General features: G+C 53.1%; 21 protein-coding genes. 4 read left to right on the top strand and 17 right to left on the bottom strand.

What is annotated here, in order from left to right; genetic code table 11:
• Positions 1-11: 11 nt before the first annotated feature.
• The 5 genes from ACPXV9_RS09460 to pilG form a co-directional block, all read right to left on the bottom strand.
• On the bottom strand, positions 12-863 hold the full coding sequence (locus ACPXV9_RS09460) for a CheR family methyltransferase (protein WP_423896213.1): 852 nt from the start codon (positions 861-863) through the stop codon (positions 12-14).
• A gap of 21 nt (positions 864-884) precedes the next feature.
• Positions 885-3,014, bottom strand: coding sequence for a methyl-accepting chemotaxis protein (locus ACPXV9_RS09455; protein WP_423896211.1), 2,130 nt, complete (start codon positions 3,012-3,014; stop codon positions 885-887).
• A gap of 73 nt (positions 3,015-3,087) precedes the next feature.
• Complete coding sequence (locus ACPXV9_RS09450; RefSeq protein ID WP_423896210.1) at positions 3,088-3,636, bottom strand: chemotaxis protein CheW; 549 nt, start codon at positions 3,634-3,636, stop codon at positions 3,088-3,090.
• 5 nt (positions 3,637-3,641) lie between these two features.
• Entirely contained in the window at positions 3,642-4,004 is a 363-nt protein-coding gene (gene pilH / locus ACPXV9_RS09445; protein ID WP_423896209.1) for a twitching motility response regulator PilH, read from the bottom strand.
• 65 nt (positions 4,005-4,069) lie between these two features.
• On the bottom strand, positions 4,070-4,456 hold the full coding sequence (gene pilG, locus ACPXV9_RS09440) for a twitching motility response regulator PilG (RefSeq protein WP_423896207.1): 387 nt from the start codon (positions 4,454-4,456) through the stop codon (positions 4,070-4,072).
• A gap of 249 nt (positions 4,457-4,705) precedes the next feature.
• Here pilG and gshB point away from each other — a divergent pair, with 249 nt between their 5' ends.
• The 4 genes from gshB to ruvX are packed head-to-tail and all read left to right on the top strand — an operon-like array spanning position 4,706 to position 7,660.
• On the top strand, positions 4,706-5,662 hold the full coding sequence (gshB, locus tag ACPXV9_RS09435; RefSeq protein WP_423896205.1) for a glutathione synthase: 957 nt from the start codon (positions 4,706-4,708) through the stop codon (positions 5,660-5,662).
• A gap of 25 nt (positions 5,663-5,687) precedes the next feature.
• Complete coding sequence (locus ACPXV9_RS09430) at positions 5,688-6,587, top strand: energy transducer TonB (RefSeq protein WP_423896203.1); 900 nt, start codon at positions 5,688-5,690, stop codon at positions 6,585-6,587.
• Between the two features lie 47 nt (positions 6,588-6,634).
• Positions 6,635-7,225 (top strand): YqgE/AlgH family protein, encoded by a 591-nt coding sequence (locus ACPXV9_RS09425; RefSeq protein WP_423896202.1) that lies wholly within the window; start codon positions 6,635-6,637, stop codon positions 7,223-7,225.
• Between the two features lie 12 nt (positions 7,226-7,237).
• Complete coding sequence (gene ruvX, locus ACPXV9_RS09420; protein ID WP_423896201.1) at positions 7,238-7,660, top strand: Holliday junction resolvase RuvX; 423 nt, start codon at positions 7,238-7,240, stop codon at positions 7,658-7,660.
• A 54-nt stretch (positions 7,661-7,714) separates the two neighbouring features.
• On the opposite strand, the gene ACPXV9_RS09415 is transcribed toward ruvX, so the two are convergent.
• The 12 genes from ACPXV9_RS09415 to ACPXV9_RS09360 all read right to left on the bottom strand — a co-directional run bounded on the left by ACPXV9_RS09415 (position 7,715) and on the right by ACPXV9_RS09360 (position 23,266).
• Positions 7,715-8,134, bottom strand: coding sequence for an ExbD/TolR family protein (locus tag ACPXV9_RS09415; RefSeq protein WP_423896200.1), 420 nt, complete (start codon positions 8,132-8,134; stop codon positions 7,715-7,717).
• Between the two features lie 48 nt (positions 8,135-8,182).
• The gene (locus ACPXV9_RS09410; RefSeq protein ID WP_423896199.1) at positions 8,183-9,517 is read right to left on the bottom strand and encodes a tetratricopeptide repeat protein; all 1,335 of its coding nucleotides are present in this window, start codon (positions 9,515-9,517) and stop codon (positions 8,183-8,185) included.
• A gap of 21 nt (positions 9,518-9,538) precedes the next feature.
• Complete coding sequence (locus ACPXV9_RS09405) at positions 9,539-10,147, bottom strand: energy transducer TonB (protein WP_423896198.1); 609 nt, start codon at positions 10,145-10,147, stop codon at positions 9,539-9,541.
• Between the two features lie 26 nt (positions 10,148-10,173).
• Positions 10,174-10,578: an ExbD/TolR family protein gene (locus tag ACPXV9_RS09400; RefSeq protein ID WP_423896197.1), complete on the bottom strand. Its 405-nt coding sequence runs from the start codon at positions 10,576-10,578 to the stop codon at positions 10,174-10,176.
• A 70-nt stretch (positions 10,579-10,648) separates the two neighbouring features.
• A complete protein-coding gene (locus ACPXV9_RS09395) occupies positions 10,649-11,176 on the bottom strand; it encodes a MotA/TolQ/ExbB proton channel family protein (protein WP_423896196.1) in 528 nt (175 codons plus the stop codon).
• Positions 11,177-11,185: 9 nt separating this feature from the next.
• On the bottom strand, positions 11,186-12,562 hold the full coding sequence (locus ACPXV9_RS09390) for a MotA/TolQ/ExbB proton channel family protein (protein WP_423896195.1): 1,377 nt from the start codon (positions 12,560-12,562) through the stop codon (positions 11,186-11,188).
• Positions 12,559-13,341 (bottom strand): DUF3450 domain-containing protein, encoded by a 783-nt coding sequence (locus tag ACPXV9_RS09385; RefSeq protein WP_423896194.1) that lies wholly within the window; start codon positions 13,339-13,341, stop codon positions 12,559-12,561. Before ACPXV9_RS09385 ends, ACPXV9_RS09390 begins: the two co-directional genes overlap by 4 nt.
• Before the next feature lie 365 nt (positions 13,342-13,706).
• Positions 13,707-14,231 carry a dihydrofolate reductase gene (locus tag ACPXV9_RS09380; protein ID WP_423896193.1) on the bottom strand — a complete coding sequence of 175 codons (525 nt, stop codon included), beginning with the start codon at positions 14,229-14,231 and terminating at the stop codon, positions 13,707-13,709.
• Positions 14,232-14,286: 55 nt separating this feature from the next.
• Complete coding sequence (locus ACPXV9_RS09375) at positions 14,287-18,861, bottom strand: transporter substrate-binding domain-containing protein (RefSeq protein ID WP_423896192.1); 4,575 nt, start codon at positions 18,859-18,861, stop codon at positions 14,287-14,289.
• Positions 18,862-18,868: 7 nt separating this feature from the next.
• The gene (locus ACPXV9_RS09370) at positions 18,869-19,951 is read right to left on the bottom strand and encodes a TIGR03032 family protein (RefSeq protein WP_423896191.1); all 1,083 of its coding nucleotides are present in this window, start codon (positions 19,949-19,951) and stop codon (positions 18,869-18,871) included.
• 15 nt (positions 19,952-19,966) lie between these two features.
• Complete coding sequence (locus tag ACPXV9_RS09365; RefSeq protein WP_423896190.1) at positions 19,967-22,339, bottom strand: autotransporter domain-containing protein; 2,373 nt, start codon at positions 22,337-22,339, stop codon at positions 19,967-19,969.
• A 102-nt stretch (positions 22,340-22,441) separates the two neighbouring features.
• Positions 22,442-23,266: a thymidylate synthase gene (locus ACPXV9_RS09360; protein WP_423896189.1), complete on the bottom strand. Its 825-nt coding sequence runs from the start codon at positions 23,264-23,266 to the stop codon at positions 22,442-22,444.
• Positions 23,267-23,270 lie beyond the last annotated feature (4 nt).

Genomic DNA, 23,270 nt, shown 5'->3' with positions numbered 1-23,270 from the left:
CCTCATTATAATTATTCGCAGCGCAGGTAGGCCTGCACTCGATTGTCGGCAACTCTCGTCACCAGAGAACTGGACCAATCCACCAGCTCTCCCATACCAATAACCAAAATCCCACCGGGCTTCAGGCGGGTAACCAGTTCATCCAGAATCTCACGGCGACGCCAGCGGCGAAAATAAATCAGGACATTCTGACAATAGATAATGTCCATGGGCACCATAGGCACCTTCGCCAAATCCAACAGATTGATTGCGGTAAAACAGATTCGCTGCTGCAAGCCAGAATCGACTTGCCAAAAGCCGGGCTCAATCTCGCTGAAATATCGCTGAATGTTCTCCTGTGAGATCTTTTCCAGTTTGCGGCTGCTGTAAACCGCTTCTTTTGCCTGCTGCAAAGCCTGCTGACTGACATCAGAAGCGGTGATGCTGAACTGCGGTGCAAGCCCGCTGGCTTCAAAACAGTTGTTGAGTTCCATCGCCAGCGAATAGGGCTCCTCCCCGGTGGCACAACCCAAACTCCAGACGTCAAAACCACCCTCGAGTGAGCGCTCCGCCATGCGGCGGCGCAGCTCGGAACAGACAAATTCCAGTGAGTCGGGCTCCCTGAAGAAGCTGGTCTCTCTAACCACCAGCCGATCAATCAGCTGACGCCACTCCATAAGCCCGGGAATACCTTTCTGAATGTAATCAAAGTACTCATCAAAACCGGTGAACTTCAGCTCTCTGACTCGCCGGGCTATCTGGATTTGCAAAAAACTTCGCTGGTGCGGGGCTACCTGCATACCTATGCGGGATTCCAGCAGTACACACCAGCGCTCAAACTGATCATCGTCCAGCTCAGGAACCGACTGTAACTGCCACCCCATACCGCAAGCTGCCTGCCGCTATTACGCTGGAGAAGCAGTTGGCTCCTCTTCATCAAGCAGCACATCGTCAAGATCCAGTTCTTCACTGAGGTCGTCGTCAGCGGCCAGATCGATTGGCTCCTCGTCGTTACTCGCCTCTTCGGGCAGGGTGAAACCGGCCACCGATTCTCGCAGATCCATCGCCATATCAGCCAAACGACCAATCGCGCCAGCTGTCGCACTGGTACCCGCCGAAGTCTGAGAGGTAATTTCCTGAATAACGTTCATCGTGTTGGAAATGTGGCCTGCAGAGGAAGCCTGCTGACGTGCAGCGTTTGAAATGTTTTGAATCAAGTCGGCCAAACTGGCTGATACGCCTTCAATTTCTTCCAGAGCAACACCCGCATCCTGAGCCAGGCGCGCCCCGCGAACCACCTCGGAGGTGGTTTGTTCCATCGAGATTACCGCCTCGTTGGTATCGTTCTGAATGGTTTTAACCAGCGCCTCAATCTGCTTGGTTGCCGCAGCAGAACGTTCCGCAAGGCGCTGTACCTCATCCGCTACCACCGCAAAGCCTCGACCAGCATCACCCGCCATCGATGCCTGAATGGCCGCGTTAAGTGCCAGAATGTTGGTCTGGTCGGCAATGTCGTTAATCAAAGATACGATATCACCAATCTCCTGGGACGATTCACCCAGTCGCTTAATCCGCTTGGAAGTATCCTGAATCTGTTCACGAATGGTATCCATACCGTGAATGGTGTTCTGCACCACCTTGGAACCGTTGTTTGCGATCGATACCGATCTTTCCGCTACCGCGGCGGATTCCGAGGCGTTGGCCGATACCTGGTCAATGGTCACCGCCATCTCATTTACCGCGGCTGATGCCCCGGCAATTTCCTGAGCCTGATGCTCGGAAGCTTCGGCCAGATGCAATGCCGTCTGCTGGGTATCCTGTGCCGCCGTAGATACACTCACGGCCGTTTCATTGATTCGCGATACCAGTACCCGCAGTTGGTCAATGGTGAAGTTAACGGAGTCGGCAATAGCACCGGTGAAATCCTCGGTTACCGTTGCAGTTGCGGTCAAGTCACCGTCAGCCAAGTCAGCCAGTTCGTCGAGCAAACGCAAAATTGCGCTCTGGTTTTTGTCGTTGGTTTCACGGGTTTCCTGCAGACGGCTTCGAGTACCGGAGTACAACTGCACACCAAGCAGAATCAAACAGAGAATAACAAACGCACCCAATACCAGAGTGGTCATATTGTTGGGCTGGCGAGTTGCGGACAGGCCACCAACTTTATCGGCCAGTTTGCTCAGAGCTTCCTGCAGCAGCGGACCATCATCCAGCAGCGCAATCGATGCCTGACGCGCTTTAAACAGTGCAGGTGAAGCTTCAAAGATTTCACCGACAGAAGAACTCACAAACTCAAACAGACCATCAATCTCTTCCAGAGATTTAAGCGCGTCACGGTCGGTGACTCGGGAAATACCCATAGCCAAATCGCCTTTCCGCATGGCGACAACCACCTTTCCGAAAAGGTTGGCATCGAGGTTAAACTGGTCGGCGGCGTCAGGAGCATCGTCACCACCTCGCAGCATTTTATCCACATTTCGACCAATACGCTCAGCACGCCAGGACTGCTCTTGAGCAACCGCCACCTGATTAGCCGGCGCGCGGTTATCCAGCAGAATCTCTACGATATTATTGTGCTCAGCCTGCAGCTCAGGCAGCGACTCGTTCAGGGTTGTCGCTACGTCGTTGAGGAAGATAATGGTGCCTTTGTTGTCAACAATGGTGCTGGCATTACTCTTTACCCGCTGCCAAATACCGTCATAACCGGAGATCTCCTCTGCCAGTGCTGCACGTGAGCGAGCATCAAGATTGGGGGTTTTCGCCCAGGTCTGATCCATCAACTCAATAACATTGCCCAACTCAGAGAAAGCCGCCTCACTGCCCGAGGTCGCATCGCGCGACAGAGCCGTCAGCCGATAGGACAAAGCCCGCAAATCCGCGGTGTATTGCAATACCTGCTGATCCCGCGACGAATCGCGCTGAACCCATACGGCACTGACCACGGTGGCCACCAGAAAACCCAACAGGGCTATAACCAGAACCGTCATGGAACGGTTTTGCCTTACTGTAGAGATAAGGCTCTGGGCGTTATTTTTCATGCTACGTGCTCCTGAACGACGTTGCGTATTATTAAAGTTATTCTATTGCGGTCTGTAGCTCTGGCAGCTGCCATTAAGCCTGAGCCACATCCATAAAACGAGCATCCTGCTCCAGCAACCTTGGGCTAAACACCCGCCACTCTGAGCCGGCATGGCGATAGCTGCCTGAAACAAACGATGCAACAGACTCAGGCACATCCTCAGCCTCAGAGGCAAAGGAATCCACAGGAAAATGCTGCATACCAAACACCTGATCGACGATCAGGCCGCTGTAGAGATCCTCGGTTTCCAACACCAGAACCCGGCGGGTATTCCGGGCGCCCCGGAGCTTGTCACCGAAGAAAGCCGCCAGATCAAACAGCGGCAACAGGCGACCACGAACGTTGGCCACGCCCCGAACCCAGGACTGGACATTGGGGATGCGAGCATGAATGGGAACTTCCAGCATTTCTGCCACTTCTCCCATGGGTGCCACAAAACGTTGCCCCAGCAATTCAAAGCCAACACCGCTCCAATGCGGCGTAATATCCACCTGAGCAGGCAGACCCTTGGCGGATGCCAGCCCCTGGCGAGAAAGCTCTACCAGCGCCTGATAAGCCTGGTTGTCGACAGATTCAGCCATGGTGGCTACGCCATCACCTCGCCCATAACCTGCAACAGCTGTTTCTCTTCTATGGGCTTGGTCAAATACGCCTTGGCCCCCTGACGCAAACCCCAGACCCGATCAGTCTCCTGATCCTTGGTGGTAACAATGATTACCGGGATATGGCTGGTTTCCGCCGCTTTGGTCAGCTGCCTGGTTGCCTGAAAGCCGTTCAGCCCCGGCATCACAACATCCATCAACACCAACTCTGGTAACTCCTGCTTGGCAGTTGCCACCCCTTTCTCGCCATTATCAGCCGAGATAACGGTGTGACCATTCTTTTCCAGAATGCTGGTCAACTTATGAGTTTCGGTGGGGGAACCATCAACGATTAGTACCTTCGCCATGGTTGCCTCAAATGTTTAGTTAGTGTTTCCGGCTCATTTGCCGATAAGGAAATTTTACCCGCGCGTTATTTTGGCTTGGCATGAGCCTCAATGGTGCTCAACAGCTCACTTTTACTGAATGGCTTGGTCAGATACTGGTCCGATCCCACAATCCGGCCCTTGGCCTTGTCAAACAAACCATCTTTGCTGGACAACATGATCACGGGGGTGGATTTGAATTCACTGTTATTTTTAATCAATGCACAGGTTTGATAGCCATCCAGACGCGGCATCATGATATCCACAAAAATAATGTCAGGCTTGGTGTCAGCAATCTTTGCCAGAGCATCAAAGCCATCAGTCGCAGTCACCACCATACACCCGGCTTTTTTCAACAGGGTTTCCGCTGTCCTGCGAATGGTCTTACTGTCATCAATCACCATGACCTTGAGGTTTTCAAGATTTACATCCATAACTCGCCGACCTTTATATTTATTGCTGTCGCCTAAAATTCGTCCTCGATTGAGGATCTGGTACAAAGCACGATTTTTTAACACACAATTTAGCTTTTATCTATAAAGCGCTAACTTTATTGATTTTTTAAGCCCCCAGCCTGAAGATTAACCCCAATTAATGACGTTCAGACTAAGAATCGTGTTATCGAACGCTTAAAGCATAGTTTATTATCCCCACCTGACTATTTATCTCTACGGAATCCGATTATGAGCATTCGCCTCGGGGTCATCATGGACCCAATCGCAGACATCAACTTCAAAAAGGACACCACTCTGGCGCTGCTGCTGGCGGCTCAAAAGAGAGGCTGGTCCCTGCACTACATGCTGCAGAGCGATCTCTATCTGGACGCCGTTGCTCCCCGAGCCCTGTCGCAACCCCTGACAGTAGCCAACGATGCCGAGCAATGGTTTGAGTTAGGCGAACAATCTGACATCAATCTCGCCGATCTGGACGTGATCCTGATGCGCAAAGACCCGCCCTTTGACAACGAATATATCTACAGCACCTACATCCTCGAAGCGGCTCAGCGCCTCGGCACCCTGGTCGTCAACGACCCCCGCAGCCTCAGGGACTGCAATGAGAAAATATTCGCCACCCAGTTTCCCCAGTGCTGCCCGCCGGTACTGGTCAGTCGCAACGACACCCTGCTGCGTCAGTTTCATGCCCAGCACGAGGATGTGATTTTCAAACCCCTTGACGGCATGGGTGGCAGCGGAATCTTTCACTGCAAACCCGATGGTTCCAACCTCGGCGTCATTCTGGAAACGCTGACACTGCATGGTCAGCAGCAAATCATGGCGCAAAAGTACATTCCCGAAATCAAGGCCGGCGACAAGCGCATCCTGATCGTCGACGGTGAAGCTATGCCCTACTGTCTGGCACGCATCCCATCTGCCGGTGAGACTCGCGGCAATCTGGCCGCCGGCGGCACCGGTGTCGCCCAGCCCCTGAATGAGCACGATCGATGGATTGTTGATCAGGTAGCCCCCACGCTAAAAGAAAAGGGCCTGCTGTTTGTCGGTCTCGATGTCATCGGGGACTATCTGACGGAAATCAATGTCACCAGCCCCACCTGCGTGCGCGAGATAGAGCGGGCCTACGACATCGATATTGCTGACAAGCTTATGGCCGCCATCGCCAAACGCCTGCCACAAGACGCCTGAACAGACTGGAGACATAACCACAACCATGGCCGCCGCCCCAATCGCCAGCGCCAGCGCTGCACCCGCCCATACCGACACCGGTGATCGCCTGACGTTTACCCTGTTTCTGGCGCTGGCCGTACACGCCCTATTGATTCTCGGAATAACCTTCGGTGACGACCTGTTCAGCAAACCGGCACCAACCCTGGAGATCACTCTGGCCAGCCACCGGGACATTCAAGAGCCGGATAAAGCCGATTTTCTTGCTCAGCATAACCAACAGGCCAGCGGTACCGCTGATCAAGCCCGACAAATGACCACCGATCAGCCCTCTGTGTTTAATGACCCCACGGTGCGCGAGTTGAACCCGCAACCGATGGTCAAAAAGAGCGAGCCCGTGCCACCAGTGGAAACCACACAGGTGACAACGCGTTCAAAAAGCCAGTTCAAAGTACAACAGGCCCCCAAGGATCTGAGCGAGCCAAAGGAGCAGAAGGAAGGGCGTGACGCCGTCGACTCCAGCCTCAGCTCTGAAATTGCCAGCCTGCGCGCGAAACTCGACAAACAGCGTCAGGCCATCGCCAAACGCCCGCGGGTAAGACGCCTGACGTCTGTGGCAACCAAGGCCTCGGTCGACGCCGAATACATGAACAAGTGGATTAATAAAGTGGTCTTTGTCGGCAACCGCAATTTCCCCCAGGAAGCGCTGGCTCGCAAGATTTTCGGCAGCCTGCGGCTGGCGACGACACTGAAACCCAACGGCACCATTCACTCCGTTGAGATTCTGCAATCCTCGGGGTTCTCGGTATTGGATAACGCCGCCCTGCAAATCGTGCATCTGGCATCGCCATTCCCGCCGTTCCCGCCAGAGATACGCAAGGACACGGACCAACTGGAAATCATTCGCACCTGGAACTTTGAAATCAGTGGTTTGAGCACCAATTAATCTAAGACCGGCTTGTTTTCCCGGAGCACCACCCCAATACTCTTACTATGACTGACAATACCCCCACCACCGAGAACCTGAACAGCTTGGGCAACCAATTTCTGATTGCCATGCCCAGCCTGAACAACTCGTTTTTCTCCCACACCATCACGCTGATGTGCAATCACGACAGCGAGGGTGCCATGGGCCTTGTGATCAACCAGCCACTGGAAGATGTGCAACTGGCGGACATCTACAGCCAATTGGGTATCGACAACAGCGAACTGGCATCCCACGCCGAAACTACAGTCATGTGTGGCGGGCCGGTATCCCCAGAGCGTGGTTTCGTCCTGCACTCGGCCGACAGCGAATGGAACTCCACCCTGTCCGTCTCTGATGACATTTCACTGACCGCGTCACAGGACATCCTCCACGCCATCGCGGCGGGCAAAGGCCCGGAAAAGTTTTTGGTGATGCTCGGTTACGCCGGCTGGGACGCCAACCAACTGGAAGATGAAATCGCCGATAACGCCTGGCTCACCAGTGCGGCGGACAGCGACATCGTGTTTGACACCCCCGCCGAACATCGCTGGGCTGCGGCCTCTGCCAACCTCGGCATCAACCTCGACCTGATCCCCAACGCCCCCGGCCACGCCTGACGAAAAGCCTCTATGAGTCAAACCCTGTTAGCCTTTGATTTCGGCACTCTTAACATCGGCGTTGCCTACGGCCAGACACTGACCGGCACCGCCACCGAACTGCCCGGACTCAAAGCCCGCGACGGCATCCCCAACTGGGACGATATTGAAAAGCTGTTAAAGGAATGGCAACCAAACCGACTGCTGGTCGGTCTGCCCCTAAACATGGATGACAGCGACAGCGAACTGAGCCAACGGGCCCGCAAGTTTGGCAATCGCCTGCACGGCCGCTTTGGCCTGCCGGTGGACATGGTGGATGAGCGCCTGACCACCCGGGAAGCCAAGGCCGAAGCTCAAGAGCGCGGCCACAAGGGCAATTACGGCAAGAATCCGATTGACGCCATTGCCGCGAGACTGATTCTGGAAAGCTGGCTCAACCAAAATCCCACCGTCTGAAAACAAAAAAGGCCACCTAATAAATCAGGCGGCCTTTGCAGTCTCGGCGAGCGATTATTTGGTTTCCGGCGGTACCAGCGAAACGTTATAAACTTTTGCCTCACGCGACGCATCGGCAACCGCCACAAACGTCTTGGCAGATGCCTTGGCATCGGCTTTCACCACCACCGGCGCATCCGGTGACTTTGCGTGCATACGCTCGATATTGGCGCGCACCGCGCGCACATCCACCCGGCGACCCTCCATCCAGATCTCATTGTTGGCAGTAATGGTCACCAGAATCGCACTGTTGTCATCCGACGGCGGCGGAGGGTTTTCCTGCTCCGGCGGCAGGTTGATATCAATGGCCTTCTCCTTGATAAAAGAGGCGGTCACGATAAAAAAGATCAGCATGATAAACACCACATCCAACATGGGGGTCAGATCGATCTCGCTGCTGTCTTCTTCGCTACGATGTTTTCTTCTACGGCTCACAAAAGTAACCTCAAATTATATTCTTTACGGGATCTGTTTTGCCCGCATTTAAATTTTTAACGACTCTTCGCGCTTCATTTCGCTTTTTGCATATTCGAGCATTTGACCAGCATACTGCTTATCAAGCTTTGTCTTAGCGGCCTTTTCGGCCAACTTAAATTGCTCAATCGCCTTTCTATATTTTTTTTGATTAATCAGGGCCACGCCTAAGACGCTGTGCAGCTGAGATAATCGTTTAACACCGCCTCGCTCAAGAGCTTTTTGTCCTGCGGCAATTGCCTTAGCGTAGTTCTCATCAAGTTGATAAATATTTGCCAGGCTGGCATACAAATCACCCTTATCGGATTTACTGGCGGCCTTCTCCATTTCCGGAATCGACTTTTTCACTTCCTGCGCCATGCGCCAAGCCGTGGCCAGAATCTCCAGATTCTTGGAGGTCTCTTCAATCTGCTTGGCTTTGATGCCCTTGTCGATAACCTTGGCTGCCTTGTAAGGGGCGTCTTCACCCATAAACAGATAAGCCAGATTCATCAGTTCTTTTTCCTTGGTCACCGCACCCATCAAGTAAGCGGTTTCCAGACTGTGTAACTGATCTTTGTCACGCCCGACCATGCCGTACATACCGGACAGTTGCTTCCAGTAGGTAGCTTTGGGGTAGTGCTTAACCAGCTTCTGCAGAATCTCGATGACTTTTTTGTTGTCGCCTTTGTCGTAATAGACCGCGCGCTGCAGGGCGTACCAGTTTTCTTTTGGCACCTTGCCCTTTGATTCAAAGCGCTCCACGGCAATGTCCACATTCACCATGGCCTGTTTCATATCACCCAGCTGGTAATAACCCTGAGCCAGCAACACATAGGCGTCGGCACCGACGATGGGTTGAATCGCCATCCACTGTTTCAACAGATCAATCGCCGCCCGGTAATCTTCCTGCACAAATTGCAGCTGAGCCAGGGTATAAAGGGTTCCCAACTTCAGGGCATCGCTGAGCTGCTCTTCGGCCAGCACCTTCTGGTAGTAGCGAATGGCCTGATCAAAGTTTTCCAGCGAATAGTAGATCCAGCCAAAATAATTCCACAGGTTGGCCTTTTCAAAGCTGGTATATTTTGGAGCCTTCTTGCTTTCCAACTCCTTCAGCACCACCAATGCACCATTCCAGTCTTCGGCCTCGGTTTTTTCCTGAACCTTGGCAAAATCCTTGAACACTGGCTGACGCAGGGAATAGCTTTTCTTGGTCTTGTACTGGGTCTTTTTCTTTTCTTCCTGAGCCTGGAGCGTAGCCGAGGTCAGCGCAGGAAAGCCCAGCGACTCGACGGCCAGATTGGCGGCCAGCGGCGTCAGCGCAACCGGTACGGCCAATAACAGGCTCTTTGTGAATTTTTTCATCATTGCTGCTTCACCACTTATCTACTTAGCAATAGCAAAGGTAATTTTGTTGCGCACACCGGGCACCTCAACCGCTTCGCCATCGATCACCCGTGGTTTGTATTTAAATTTCAGGGCCGCTTTCATGGCCGCGCGATCAAATACTTTTTCAGGCTGAGCTTCCACCACAATAGGGTCGCGCACGGAGCCGTTGGTGGTCACGGTAAACTCCACGATGACGTAACCCTCAATACCGCGCTGCAACGCACGCCGCGGATAGGTGGGTTGAACCTTGACGATCGGCAGATACTCACCATCGGAACCAAAACCGCCAACCCCTTTCACGTTCAAGTTCGGCTTCACCCTTGGCGCAGCCATATTCAGCGCATCGGGATTGATCTCCGGCTGCTCAAACTCCGGCTCCGGCATATCCGGCGGCGGCTCTTCAGGATCTTCCGGCTTATCGGGCTTGGCCGTTTCGTACTGGGTTTCAATCACGCGCTCAGGCATGTGAATGTCGGCAATTTTGCGCTGTTCAGCCTCTTCAGGCGGCTTGGTATCTGCCGCAATCAGCAGGTGCATCAGCAGCAACAACCCGAAAGTTGTTGCGCCGGCCAGCGCCAGGGCCAATACAATTCTTGCTAGATTCATAGCGTTACTTGGTAATCCGTTTGCGTTTATTTTTTCTCGGTAGAGACGGACACATCGATCACGCCCACCTCGTTGGCGGCCTGAGCCACCTTGGTCATAACTTCAATGCTGGCCTCATCATCCGCCTGAATCACAACGGTACCCTTGGGGTTCTCGGCGTACAGGCGCTCGATGCGGTTTTTAACAGCGCGAATGTCAATGCGCTGCTTGTCAATCCAGACCTCATTATTGTTGGTGATCGCAATGAGGATGCTGGCGTTTTTCTTCAGCTCGGAAGTCGTGGCCTCCGGGCGATTGATTTCAATGCCCGGCTCTTTGATAAAAGACGCCGTCACGATAAAGAAGATCAGCATGATAAACACCACGTCCAACATGGGCGTGAGATCAATGGCGTTCTGATCTTCTTCTGCGGCTTTGCTTCTTCTAGCCATAAATAGTGTCTGCTTGTTTATTGAAAAAGGGTAAGACCTTCAGGCAACCAGAGGCTCTTTAATGAGAGCCTCAATGGTCCATTGTCAGGTGGTCTTCCAGCAGTTGATTTTCTCGCTCGGCAATCCCGCTCACATAGGTGTTACCAAACACCCCGGAGAGCGCGGCCACCATACCCGCCATAGTCGGGATGGTGGCTTTGGAGACACCTCCCGCCATGGATTTGGCATCGCCACCGCCAGTGACAGCGAGAATGTTAAACACTTCGATCATACCGGTAACTGTGCCGAGCAAGCCCAGCAGTGGCGCCAGCGCCACCAGTGTCGCAATCATGTCCAGATTGGCAGTCACTTTCTCAGAAACACGGGAAATCAAGGCGTAGCGCACCTGATGAGCCCCCCAGGATTTACGCTCATCACGCGCCTCCCATTGGTCCAGGGCATCCTGCACATCGACTTTAAGGGCCGATTTGAAGTACCAGATACGCTCGAAAATCAACGTCCACATGACAAAGGTCAGGGCGGCAATCAGCCACAGCACATTACCACCCTGAGCCATAAAGGCTTTAATGGCGGCCAGTGCGTCCATTAATGCCAACATGCGCGTCTCCTACTTCTTCTCTGCGTTTTCAGCGATGATACCGGCGCTCTGCTCTTCCAGAACGTGCAGTACGCGCTTGGCACGACCGTTAACCAGGGTGTGCAGCAGAACGGTTGGAATGGCCACCACCAGACCCAGAACCGTGGTCACCAGAGCACCGGAAATACCACCGGCCATGGCCTTGGGATCACCCGCACCAAAGATGGTGATAGCCTGGAAGGTAATGATCATACCGGTTACGGTACCCAGCAGACCCAGCAGCGGGGCCACCATGGAAATGATCTTCAACAGGTTCAGACCGGATTCAATGGCAGGGCGCTCTTTCAACACCGCCTCTTCCAGTTTCAGTTCCAGAGTTTCGCCATCAAGACCCTTGTTGTCTTCCGCCACTTTCAATACGCGACCCAGCGGGTTGTTGGTATTTGGCGTGGCAGATTTCAGCTGGGCACTGACCTTGCTGCTGACACCAGCCAGAACCACCGCGCGATAGATAGCCAGCAACACGGCAAACACACCCACGGCAGAAATAATGTAGCCAACCAGACCACCCTGATGCCAACGTTCTTCCAGTGAAGGGCTGTTGATCAGTGCGGACAGATAAGAACCGCCGCTTGGTCCCGTTGGGTCAATACCCACGCGAGTGAAGCCCGAGGTGGCAGCAGCCAGATCGGCAGCGGCGCTAAGGTAAGCACCTTCAGGCTGGCGGGTCAGCTCGGACATTTTCTCGCCCTTCTCGACAAACTCCAGATACTTGCCGTCGGAGACCAGATTGAAGTTGCCGATACGAACCACTTCCTGCTCGGCCTGTTCGCCATTGGGCTTGATCACAGTACCGGTAAACTTGACAACCTTGCTGCCTTCGATGGTTTCACGCTGAATTTCGTACCACAGGCGTTCAATCTCTTCGATGGTGGGCAGCTGGGTAGCGCTGTTCATCTTTTCGATCAGCTCATCCAGAAATTCGGCGCGACCGGGCAACTGGGCGGACACAATCGAAGTACTCAGATTGGTGCGCAGATCGCCGGCGGTAGAGGTCAGGTGACCAAACAACTCTGTCAGAGAGCCCAGACGCTCTTGCAGCTGCTGACGCTTGGCGTTGACATCCAGCTCCTGCTGCTCATACTTTTTCTCCAGACGGGCAGAGCGGGCTTCTTCTTCAGCCTTGGTTTTTTCGGCCTGCTTCAGCATGGACTGCTGATTGGCCTTCTGGCGACGGAACTCCGCTTCGCGCTGCTTGTGATCCTTGGACTCGGCAATCTTGCTGCTCTTAACCATCTGCAGCAGCTGATCCAGAGACTGGGCTTTTTCTTCGGCGACAGCGACATTGACGCTCAACAAACCCGCGGCGGCAATGACTGCGGCGCGCTTAACAAATGTCATCTTCATTGTGCGGCCTCCGGAGCCAGAATCGGCAGATTCATGATATCGATAGACGCCTGCTTCTCGGCGATGCGAATGCCCTTGCGGATGGCGCTGCGGTATTCACCGGAATCCAGCTCTACCCACTTGCGCTGGCTCTGATCCCAGGCACCAGAGATCTCGGTATCCTTGGTCTGATACATCAGGGCAATACGGCCCACCACCAGCACATTGACTTCACGCTCCTGACCACCGATTTCCAGAGTGTCCTCGTAAGAATCGACTTTGCGGCCGTACTCGGATTCGATCTGGTAGGCCTCCAGCACCTGACGGAATTTTTCCGCCACGGGGATATCGGTGCGCTCCTGATTATTGCGCAACTGCGCTACGCGCTCGCGGCGCTCTTCCAGGTACATGGGAACATCCAACTCAACAAACTGTTCCAGACCTTCCAGCATTTTCAGAATCAGCGGCTGCACCTGACGCTCGATCACGGTCACGTTTTCGATGGACTCTTCCAGCTGCTCAATAACAACCAACTGATTGGCAATCTGCTTTTCCAGTTGAGCGTTATAGACGCGAAGACCGTCAATCTGCTTGTTCACCACCTTGAAATCGGCCAGCAACTTGCTGGTATCGTCGGCAATTTTGTCAATGCGCTGCTGAGAGGCAACCGCCTGTGCGGTTTTGGCTTCACCAACCTTGAGAATGGAATCAACCGAAGCCTGTGCCTGAACCCCGCCTGCAAACACACTTGCAGACAAGGCGGCAGACAAAGCCACAGCTTTGAATTGTTTGTTCTTCATATTTCCCTCTAAATGGGTCCGATTAAACCCACACAGCCAAGAGCAATGCCCTTGGCTGTGTGGTCATACAGTCTATTAACGGTGCAACTGGCGAATGACCAATTACTACCGAATTAGTCACATGTTACCTCAGGGTGGAACACGCTTGTAGCTCTGCCTTGATATTCACTGGTCCAAAGACGAAAACAAAGCTGGCCAACTTTCACTACTAGACACAAACTGGGTCGTCGATTAGAGCGAAAAATTCCATGGGCTTCAATCGTTCACCAAAAGCATGGCCTGTTTCCACCTCTAAAATGGCTGTTTATCACCATTCTCCAGCATAGACGATAGCTTGGATTTCGCTCATGACAGCAACCAAGCGATCAACACCTATCCAAAACGGCGAAAACATAGCCCACCTGCTGCCCTTCAATATCGCCCATCAATGTCTCCGAACAGGAGGATTCAAGCCAGTCAGCCTCTGACAATGGGGGAAAAAACGCATCGCCTTCCAGCTCCACATCAACCCGGGTTACATAAATGCGCTGAGCCATTGGCAGGGCTTCGGCGTAAATCTGGGCGCCGCCGATCACCATGACTTCTGCAACACCCTGACGACCCGCCTCTTCCCGGGCCATGGTCACAGCCGAGGCCAAATCATTCACTGCCACCACACCGTCTGCCTGCCAATCAGGTTGACGAGTGATGACAATATTCTTGCGCCCCGGCAGTGGCCGGCCAATTGAATCGTAGGTTTTGCGCCCCATGATCACAGGTTTGCCCAGAGTCACCGACTTAAAATACTTGAGATCTTCCGGCAGATGCCAGGGCAATTGATTTTCAATACCAATGACGCGATTGGATGACTGAGCCACAATCAGGGCGAGGGGGATAACACTCTGGTCCACCGATAATTCCTTAATTTGAGGGGTACACAACAGGGCAGGACTGCCCGTGGCAGTATTATAACCGAATATGTTTCAGCAACTCTTGCGCCGCCTCGAAATCAAACAGGGAAATGGCAGCCGCCACTTCCGCCATCAGATCGGCCTGATCGCTACCAGCCAACAACCCCTGCAATTCGGCAACCTTGTGCTCGGCGGCCGCATCATTATCCGCCAATAGCACGGCAAGTTCAGTGGCCAGAGCTTGTGCCCGAGACGGATCAAACCCTGAAGGCACCGGCTCAGCTCCAGCAGACAAAATCTGCAATCCGGTACACAGGGTGTTCAGACGCTCACCTACTGACTCCAGACAGTGGCCCATCTCAGCATCAGATCCATGATTACGACACACGCTCTCCAGTTCGGCGGAGGCCCGACTCAATGATTCGGCGCCGATATTCGCCGCCACGCCCTTGAGGGTGTGAGCCATGCGTGTCGCCGCCTCCCAGTCGTTACCATTCATGGCCTCCTGAAAGTCATCAACAAAACCCTGTTGCCGGTCACGAAACTTGGTCAACAATTTGAGATACAAAGGCTTATTGTCCATTGCAATGGCCAATCCCGCCTGAGTATCGATTCCCGGCAACTCGGGGATGGCAACTTCATCTTGACCGCTCAATGAATCTGCAGCCGACATGGGTGCAGGATCATCCGAAGGCACCACCCAACGGGCCAGAGTGGCAAACATTTCATGAACGTTGATCGGCTTGCCAATATGATCGTTCATCCCTGCCGCCCTGGCTTTTTCGCGGTCCCCCACCATGACATTGGCGGTCATAGCAATCACCGGCAAATCCTTAAAGCGTTCATGTTTTCGAATCTCACGAGTCGCGCTGTAACCATCCATGACCGGCATCTGGACATCCATCAAGACACCGTCAAAAACTTCATCCCCAGCGAGTATCTCCAATGCCTGCTGACCGTTTTCTGCCAAGGTCGCGACAATGCCCCCACCGGCCAACAGCTCCATGGCCAGGTCCTGATTGATTTCATTATCTTCCACCAACAGCACCCGACACCCCTGCAACTTGCGGGAACGATAAATATCTTCAGCCGGAGGCTCGGATTTGCTCCGTGCAACGCCAGGGTGAACCTGCAGACCCAGCGGCACACAGAAATGAAAGGTACTGCCAATCTCTATCTGGCTTTCAACCCAAATATCGCCATCCATCATCTCTGCCAATCGCTTGGAAATGGTCAAACCCAAACCGGTGCCGCCGTATTTGCGAGTGGTGGAAGTATCCGCCTGGGAAAACGACTGAAACAAGCGGGCCTGCTCAGCCTCCGTCATGCCAATCCCGGTATCGCGGACAGAGAAATGCAGCCGGGCCATCTGGCCATCGCTGTCGTCAAGAACTACCGAGATAACCACCTCGCCCTGATCGGTAAACTTGATGGCGTTATTGCCCAGATTAATCAACACCTGACCGAGACGTAATGGATCACCAATTAAATTCATCGGCACCTGATCGTCGACTGCAAATAGCAATGCCACACCTTTGGCTTCGGCTTTGATGTTCAGCAGGTTATTCAAATCATCCAGAACATCCTGCAAGTGGAAATCGGTTGTCTCGATATCCAACTTATCGGCTTCAATTTTCGAGAAATCGAGTATGTCGTTGAGAATCCCGAGCAATGACTCCGCCGAGCGATTGACCTTTTCGATATAACCCTGTTGCTTGGAATTTAAATCGGTCGCCAGCGCCAGATTACTCATACCAATAATGGCGTTCATGGGCGTGCGTATTTCATGGGACATATTCGCCAGAAAATCTGACTTGGCGCGAGTTGCCTCCTCGGCCATTTTTTTCGATTCAATCAACTCCGTGACTTCCGCAGAAAAGCCAAACAATCCCACAATTCTGTCTTCTCCATCTCGAATAGGACGCTTGTTGGATTTAACCCAACCGGTCGAACCATCGGGTTTTACATAGCGCTCAAGGTGATCAACCAACGGAGTGCCAAATTCGATAACCTGGCGCTCATCGGAGTAATATTTTTCAGCGTCGGCACGGGGAAATACATCAAAATCGTTTTTCCCAATTACATCGCGCCAATTGGAGAAGCCAATCAATGCCGCAAAATTTTTATTCACCGCCCTGAAACGCTGTTGCTCATCCTTGATGTATAAAAAGTCGCTGGAGTAATCCAGCACCGCAATAAAGTCGCGATTGAGCTCTTCGAGCTCCCGGCTCTTGGCTTCCGATCGTTCCATCGCCTGCTGCATTTCCCGCTTGGCCTTTTTGCGCTCCTGAATTTCTCTGCCAAGGCGACGGTTCCAGATAAAAATAATGGTAATAATCAACAGGGCAGCACTCAGGCAAATACTGCCCCAGAAAATCACAGTGGACCATTTGATGCCATGCTCATAGCGAACATTGAGGGCTTTTCGTCTCATCTCTGCGTGTTCGTCTTGACTCATCAGCGACAAGGATTTGGTCAGCAGCGAGCTCAACTCCGGCCAATCCTTGCGTGCAGCAAATGCCAACTTATTAGGACCATAGCCACTGGGGGACGCCACCTTGAGATTGGTCAGTCCCTTATGCTGGATAACATAGCTGCCGGCTGCAAGATTCCCTATGTAGGCATCGGCCTCCCCCACCGAGACTGCGGTCATGGCCTCATGGGTGAACGCATGAAGCTTCAAATTGATCTCGGGATTCTGCTCACGAAGGCGCAGATGAGGAATAAAATTTCTCTCTACCGCAACGGTTTTGCCTTTTAGGTCCTCCAAAGACGAAATCACCGGGGCATTTTTGCGGGTGTAGATCACGATGGGAAAAGACAAATACGGCGTCGAGAAATTGACCACGCCTTGCCGTTCCGGTGTCGGCTCTATGGCTGCCATCAGATCGATCTTCTCAAGATTTCTAATGTGTTTTGACGCTTCAGCAGCACTCAGATGAACCAACTCAATATCAACGCCCAGATTGGTTAACAACTTGTGCGCATAGTCGTAGGCCAAACCTTTGGGCTGTCCATCTTCCAAATAATGAAAAGGAGCCCAGTCCCCTATAAACAAACGAACTTTTTTGTTGGTACTCAACCAGGCGCGCTCTTCATCTGTCAGTTCGATACTGTCTATGCCACTGCTGCCAACCCAGGATTCAATGATTTGTCTTTTTTCGGCCGGCGAGATGGTTTGAATAGCCTTATCAAAAATATCCCGAAGAATCGGCCAGTCTTTTCTGACACCCACGTTCAACAGGGTCGGCGGCCGACTCAGGTCTTCGACGGGGACAACGCTGTCAGATAAATTATTTTTACGGGCCAAAAACATGCCCACAACTTTATTACCCACATAATAATCCGCCCGCTTATCCGCAACAGCCCGAAGCGCCGCAAGAGTGTTATCAACTTCGATCACGGTGATATCCGGATAGGCCTGCTGCAGCAGTTTGACGTTGCCAAAGCCTGCTTCCAGAGCAACCGTAGAACCGGACAAATCCGGTTTATCAGCAACCGCACCGCGACGGGAAAAAATCGCGTGACGGGTCTCAAGATAGGGCGATGAAAATTTGAAAAACGGTTCCCGATCGACCAGTGGCGCAATGTTCATAACCGCGTCAAAATCTTTACTCTTGACGGCCGCCATGGCTTCATCCCAGGGCCGGGATTCAAGAATCAACTTGCCACCCAACTTTTGATTCAGCAGATTAAAAATCGAAACGGATATACCAACCTGAGAACCATTTTCTCGAACAAAAGAATAGGGCTGCCAATCACGATTGATAACAACTTTTATTCGACCTTTGCTGGCCAGCCAATCTTTTTCCAGCTGAGTTAACTCAAGTTTTTTGCGATAACTTTTAAAATTGAGCCTGACGTCTTGATCGAGCCATCGCGTCTCAACCGAACGATACTCGGCAGCAGTAATCTCACGCCACCCGCGATCCACTAGGTCGATCAAATCCGATCGCCCTTTGAGAACACCTGCGTGAACATTTTCCACATAGCCCACGTCTGTGACGGAACTGATCCGCCCCTTGAGACCAAAAACTGTTGCGCGATAATTAAGCGGCGTGGCATCGGTTAACACCCCGTCAATGTCACCCCCCAACAGAGCCTTGAGCATGTCGTTGCGGCCATTAAAGTGGTTTATTTCTGCCGTGGGGAATTCCGCTTTGAAATGCTTTTCATGAGCGTGATCACGAAGAATACCCACCCGATAACCACTGCCAATCAGGCCTGAATCAAAATCTTCGGCTCCCGGTGCCAGCGTAATCAGCCTGGTGGTATTCTGATAGATGGCCGATGAGAACAACATCCAGGACTGCCTCTCCTGACTGCGTGACAGACCCGCGTGGATATCCACCTCGCCACGCTTTAACGCATCCATTGAATCGTGCCCCGGATACAATTTAAAGCGCACAGGCCTGCCCACTTTTTCAGACCACAGACGCCACAGGTCCACCATCATGCCTGAAGGCTCCCCATTAATGTCCGCCCCCATATATGGTTGCAAATCTTGATAGAGTGCAATGGTCAGAGGTGGCTCTACCGCATCGGGCTGGGCATGCCCTTTAGCCCCAACAATGAGAAGAGCGATACAGAGTAATCCACCTTGATAAAATCTGAGAATTCTGGATGTCATAGTTTATTCATGGCTCTGCAAAGGTAATCAAATTGGCAACTTCATTGGAACCCGGAGCCACCGCCATGGGCGCCGAAATATCCGGAATAATTTCCACATCGTAGAGCTCACCGACAGCCCCATCAATTCGAAACCAGTCGACACAGGCACCCGTATTCAAATCAATGATCTGAATGCCGCACCAGGGATCAGAATCCGCCTGCTCCAGTCTGGCGTCGAGGTCCAACCCACTAAAACGCTGGTAGCGGGGTCGTGACAAACCAACCAATGCATAGTCACCACAAAAGGCCAGCCCGCGGACAAACCCGGGACAAAAAGCCACCGGCTGATAGTGACCGTCCCCGGCAGAAACATCCACAAACCCCAGTTCCCCAGCGCCGGAATTTAACAGCCAAAGCTTGCCATTATGAAGCCGCGGCGAGTGCGGCATGGACAAGCCTTCACAGACAATCTGATTGCTGACCACATCCATCACCACCCCGCCGTTGGCGCGCCTGTCACGCCAGCCATCAATGGTATCGGAGCGACTCACAGCGGTAACGTAGCGCGGCTGACCATTCGCCATGGCAAGACCATTGAGATGACAGCGATCTTCATCCACCAATGCGGATACAAACGGCGGGCGCCAGAGCGGTTCAAAACTGTGGCGATGACAAACGGTCGCCAGACAATTGAAGCGCGTATTAACAAAGACAGGCCTGCCACATTCGTCGACACCCACATCGTGGGCATCCAGTTGTCCGGTGACATGCACCAGGCGCGGCACAAAACAGGCATCAAACAAATGGTTAATCTTCTGCCCGGCCTGTAAGACATTTTCAAACCGTATTATCTGAAAACCGGCGGCCATAGTCAGTCCACCGGCGTGATCGCGAAACAGCCCCATCGGCTTGGGTATGGCCACTTGATGAACATTGATGCCACCCTGACCATTGCGTCCAATAAAATAGAGTAAACCGGATTGGTAAGACGTAAACGCAATCGAGATATTCAGGCTGTGCAAGCGATTGAGCAGATTGGCAGAGACCGAGTACTCCACCGTCTCCGATAACGGGCCATCTGACAGCGAATTGGGCGGAGCAGCAGTCATAGAGCAACAACCGGATCAAAAGGGTTTCTGAAAACGGATTTCACCGAAGAACGCATCGCTATTCCCCGGGCTGGATTGCCATTCAGCGGACAACTCAATCGCCAGACTATCACGACTTCGCCGGTGCCTCATCGTCACGCCTGCATAGACTTCGGCGCGGTCATCGGGACGCGGATCAAACTCAGTTGCGCCACCACCACTGCTCACCCGAACCTTATCCGAATCAAGGTCTCGGTGAACATCCAGCCCCAGCCGCCAATCTACCTCCATGGCCCCACTGCCATCGTATTCAAATCTGGATGGCAATTGCAACTGCGCCCTAGCGCTCAACTGGTGTAGATCGCGCGCCGACACCCACAACGGGTAGTCACTGCCTGTTTCCTGATATTCATCCAGAAACAGGCCCGAATAACTGAGCGCAATACTGCCGTAGGCACTGACCGGCAACCCAGACACAGGGGCAGACACTTCAACCGATGGTGACACCAGCCAGCCATCGCCACGGCCCTCCACAACAGTGGTTGCCAGCCCGGCAAAGTTTCTCTGCAGTTGTTGGTCAACGCGACCGGCCAGAGCACAGACCTTGAGGTGATATCCCGACAATTTTCTCTTGAGATAAACGCCAGCAAACCCGGCCTCCAGATCGGCACCACCGGCATCCACATCCAGCGTTGCATAGCCCCGCCCGGCACCGGCAAAGCCACCCCAGATAAACTCATCGGCACAGATTTCAGCGCCCAGCATCCAGCCATTAAAATGTTGTTTAAGCCCCACCAGATGTTGCTGTCGATTGAGATCCTGCTGGCCGGAAAAACCCGTCAGCCAATAGCCACCACGGAAAGAAGCATCACCCGCCCCGTGACACGACGACAAGGTCCCCTGATCGGCCACAGTCTGATTGATTTGGTCAGTGAAACTGTCGAGAAACACATCCGCAGTCGCAAATACCGACGGATCAAACACCGTCGCCAGCAAACCGCCATCCAGTAAAATCACATTGTCACTGACCCACTCCGGTGCACTCTGCAGGTCGGAATCCGTACCCGAACTGTCGGCAAAGCGGACGACGCCGTTAAAGCCCGGCAAGATATTGAGGGTATCCACATCATCGGGATTGGTACCGCCCTTGCCATCGTTGCCATTGCCAAAGTCGACGGCCCCCATCAGACGCGCGCCGGGCCCGAGATTGACCGTATCATGGCCATCGCCGCGCAAATCTATGGCAAAACCACCGGTGCCAGTGACTCTGTCTTCAACATTCAGCGTCACGGCGGATTGATTGGGACGAGGGGCAACGTAAATCCCGGTCGCACCACTGACAGCTCCCGTAATGGTTATGCTGGTGGGTCCACTGCCAGAGTGGACCACGCCAATGCCATGAACGCTACCGGAGACATTGTCCGCAGTGATATCCAGTGTGGTGCCATTCGGACCCTGCCGGGCATAGATACCATATCTGGAAGCCCCGGAAACATCACCACTGGCAGTAATGGATAAGCTGCCACTGCCCAAATTGTAGGCAAAAATACCGTCCAGACCTCCCGCTACCGAGTTAACGTTTACGCTCAAGTCCGTACCAAGATTGGCTGCGATGACGCCTTGATTGGTAATACCTCTGACATGACCGGTTGCGGTAATCGAGACACTCCCGGAACCTGAACCCGCCGCACTGATCCCTTCAGATTGGCCCGTGGCCTCATCGACATAGATGCGTAAATCCGTTGGGATGCCGCGAAACCACAAACCATAGTAACCACCCCCGGTAACGGGACCGGTAATGGTAATGGAGGCTGAACCTCCCCCTCCTGAATCAAGAATCTCAATGCCATTACCATTCAGGCCAGTGACGGCGCCCGCGGTCAAATTAAAATCGCCAACGCCCTGATTTTCTATATTGATGCCGTCTTCATTACCATTTACCGATGAGACATTAAGATTAAAATCCTCACCTTCGCTGAAGACCTCAAGACCATCGCCCAGAGGCCCCGTAGCTGTCACAGAACCGGTAATCGTAATATTGACGTCGCCACTGACGAGGTTGTCTATCTCAATACCTTCATCAGCACCGACAATGGTGGAATTATTGTTATCGATAAAGGTGACACCACCGGTACCGGTCAATTCAAAGGCATTGCCACCGCCCACGTTGATGCCAAAGCCCGGATCGGTGGTAACCGTCAGGGGAATACCCGGATTAAAACTCTGGGTGACATCGGCGCCGGCGGCACCACTGCAGCTGTAGGTACCGGCAGCACCGGCACAACTGCCAGCGTAGGCTTTACGGCTGGAGTAGGCTGACAATAAGGCGGAACAGATTGCCACCCCCAAGCCCAGTCTGGGAAAACGACCCGAGCCGACAGTGGCGGACTGATTGACTGCACGACTCAAAGACTGCCCCTAATTGCGCATCGATAATGGAGTGGATCATGACTTTAATGTAATCCACCCACGAGCAATTTGCACAACAGGGAGCCCGACCTGTCACATGGATCAGACCGCAACCGGCGCCTTGATTCCCGGGTGCGGGTCGTAACCAACCAGTTCAAAATCTTCAAACTCGTAATCGTAGATGGAATCCGGCTTGCGCTTGATGTTCAGCTTGGGCAGGGCCTTGGGCTCGCGCTGCAATTGGGTTTTGACCTGATCAAAGTGATTGGAATAGATGTGCGCATCGCCGATGGACACCACCAGCTCGCCCAGCTCCAGGTCGCACTGCTGCGCCAGCACATGCACCCAGAGTGCCGCTTGGGCAATATTGAAAGGATTGCCGAGAAACAGATCATTGGAACGGATCGTCAGCATCAGGGACAGCTTGTTATCGGCCACGTAAAACTGATAAAGCAGGTGACAGGGAGGCAGCGCCATCTTGCCATTTTTGGCATTCTCCTGAGGGCTGACACCTTCATCCGGCAGGTATTCCACATTCCAACCATGAAACAGGATGCGACGGCTGTTGGGATTGGTCTTCAGTGCGTTTACCACGTAATCGATCTGGTTGATGGTATTGCCATCTTTGGTGGGCCAGGCGGTCCACTGCTTACCATAGACAGGCCCCAGCTCACCATCCTCCGTGGCCCATTCATCCCAGATGGTGGCTTTGAGATCATTGATATTGGTACTGCCGGAGACAAACCACTTCCACTCGTGAAAAATGGATGGAAAGTGCACTTTTTTGGTGGTCAGCAGAGGGAAACCCTGATTGAGATCGAAGCGCAGCATGCGCCCAAACACAGAAACCGCACCCGTGCCGGTGCGGTCACCCTTGAGGGTACCGTTATCCATCACATCCTGCAGTAAATCCAAATATTGCTTCATAGTT

The organism is Candidatus Pelagadaptatus aseana (assembly GCF_040362265.1).
In the GTDB taxonomy this organism is placed as follows: Bacteria; Pseudomonadota; Gammaproteobacteria; order Pseudomonadales; family Cellvibrionaceae; genus Pelagadaptatus; species Pelagadaptatus aseana.
The sequence above is the reverse complement of the archived record's forward strand: the minus strand, read 5'-3'. Positions and strand labels throughout refer to the sequence as shown.

Bases quoted from the DNA above. Each gene is read 5' to 3' on its own strand.
- ACPXV9_RS09410 (WP_423896199.1), bottom strand. From the start codon at position 9,517: ATGAAAAAATTCACAAAGAGCCTGTTATTGGCCGTACCGGTTGCGCTG.
- ACPXV9_RS09450 (WP_423896210.1), bottom strand. From the start codon at position 3,636: ATGGCTGAATCTGTCGACAACCAGGCTTATCAGGCGCTGGTAGAGCTT.
- ruvX (WP_423896201.1), top strand. From the start codon at position 7,238: ATGAGTCAAACCCTGTTAGCCTTTGATTTCGGCACTCTTAACATCGGC.
- ACPXV9_RS09405 (WP_423896198.1), bottom strand. From the start codon at position 10,147: ATGAATCTAGCAAGAATTGTATTGGCCCTGGCGCTGGCCGGCGCAACA.
- ACPXV9_RS09370 (WP_423896191.1), bottom strand. From the start codon at position 19,951: ATGACTGCTGCTCCGCCCAATTCGCTGTCAGATGGCCCGTTATCGGAG.
- ACPXV9_RS09385 (WP_423896194.1), bottom strand. From the start codon at position 13,341: ATGAAGAACAAACAATTCAAAGCTGTGGCTTTGTCTGCCGCCTTGTCT.
- gshB (WP_423896205.1), top strand. From the start codon at position 4,706: ATGAGCATTCGCCTCGGGGTCATCATGGACCCAATCGCAGACATCAAC.
- pilH (WP_423896209.1), bottom strand. From the start codon at position 4,004: ATGGCGAAGGTACTAATCGTTGATGGTTCCCCCACCGAAACTCATAAG.
- ACPXV9_RS09455 (WP_423896211.1), bottom strand. From the start codon at position 3,014: ATGAAAAATAACGCCCAGAGCCTTATCTCTACAGTAAGGCAAAACCGT.
- ACPXV9_RS09430 (WP_423896203.1), top strand. From the start codon at position 5,688: ATGGCCGCCGCCCCAATCGCCAGCGCCAGCGCTGCACCCGCCCATACC.
- pilG (WP_423896207.1), bottom strand. From the start codon at position 4,456: ATGGATGTAAATCTTGAAAACCTCAAGGTCATGGTGATTGATGACAGT.
- ACPXV9_RS09360 (WP_423896189.1), bottom strand. From the start codon at position 23,266: ATGAAGCAATATTTGGATTTACTGCAGGATGTGATGGATAACGGTACC.
- ACPXV9_RS09395 (WP_423896196.1), bottom strand. From the start codon at position 11,176: ATGTTGGCATTAATGGACGCACTGGCCGCCATTAAAGCCTTTATGGCT.
- ACPXV9_RS09390 (WP_423896195.1), bottom strand. From the start codon at position 12,562: ATGAAGATGACATTTGTTAAGCGCGCCGCAGTCATTGCCGCCGCGGGT.
- ACPXV9_RS09460 (WP_423896213.1), bottom strand. From the start codon at position 863: ATGGGGTGGCAGTTACAGTCGGTTCCTGAGCTGGACGATGATCAGTTT.
- ACPXV9_RS09400 (WP_423896197.1), bottom strand. From the start codon at position 10,578: ATGGCTAGAAGAAGCAAAGCCGCAGAAGAAGATCAGAACGCCATTGAT.
- ACPXV9_RS09425 (WP_423896202.1), top strand. From the start codon at position 6,635: ATGACTGACAATACCCCCACCACCGAGAACCTGAACAGCTTGGGCAAC.
- ACPXV9_RS09375 (WP_423896192.1), bottom strand. From the start codon at position 18,861: ATGACATCCAGAATTCTCAGATTTTATCAAGGTGGATTACTCTGTATC.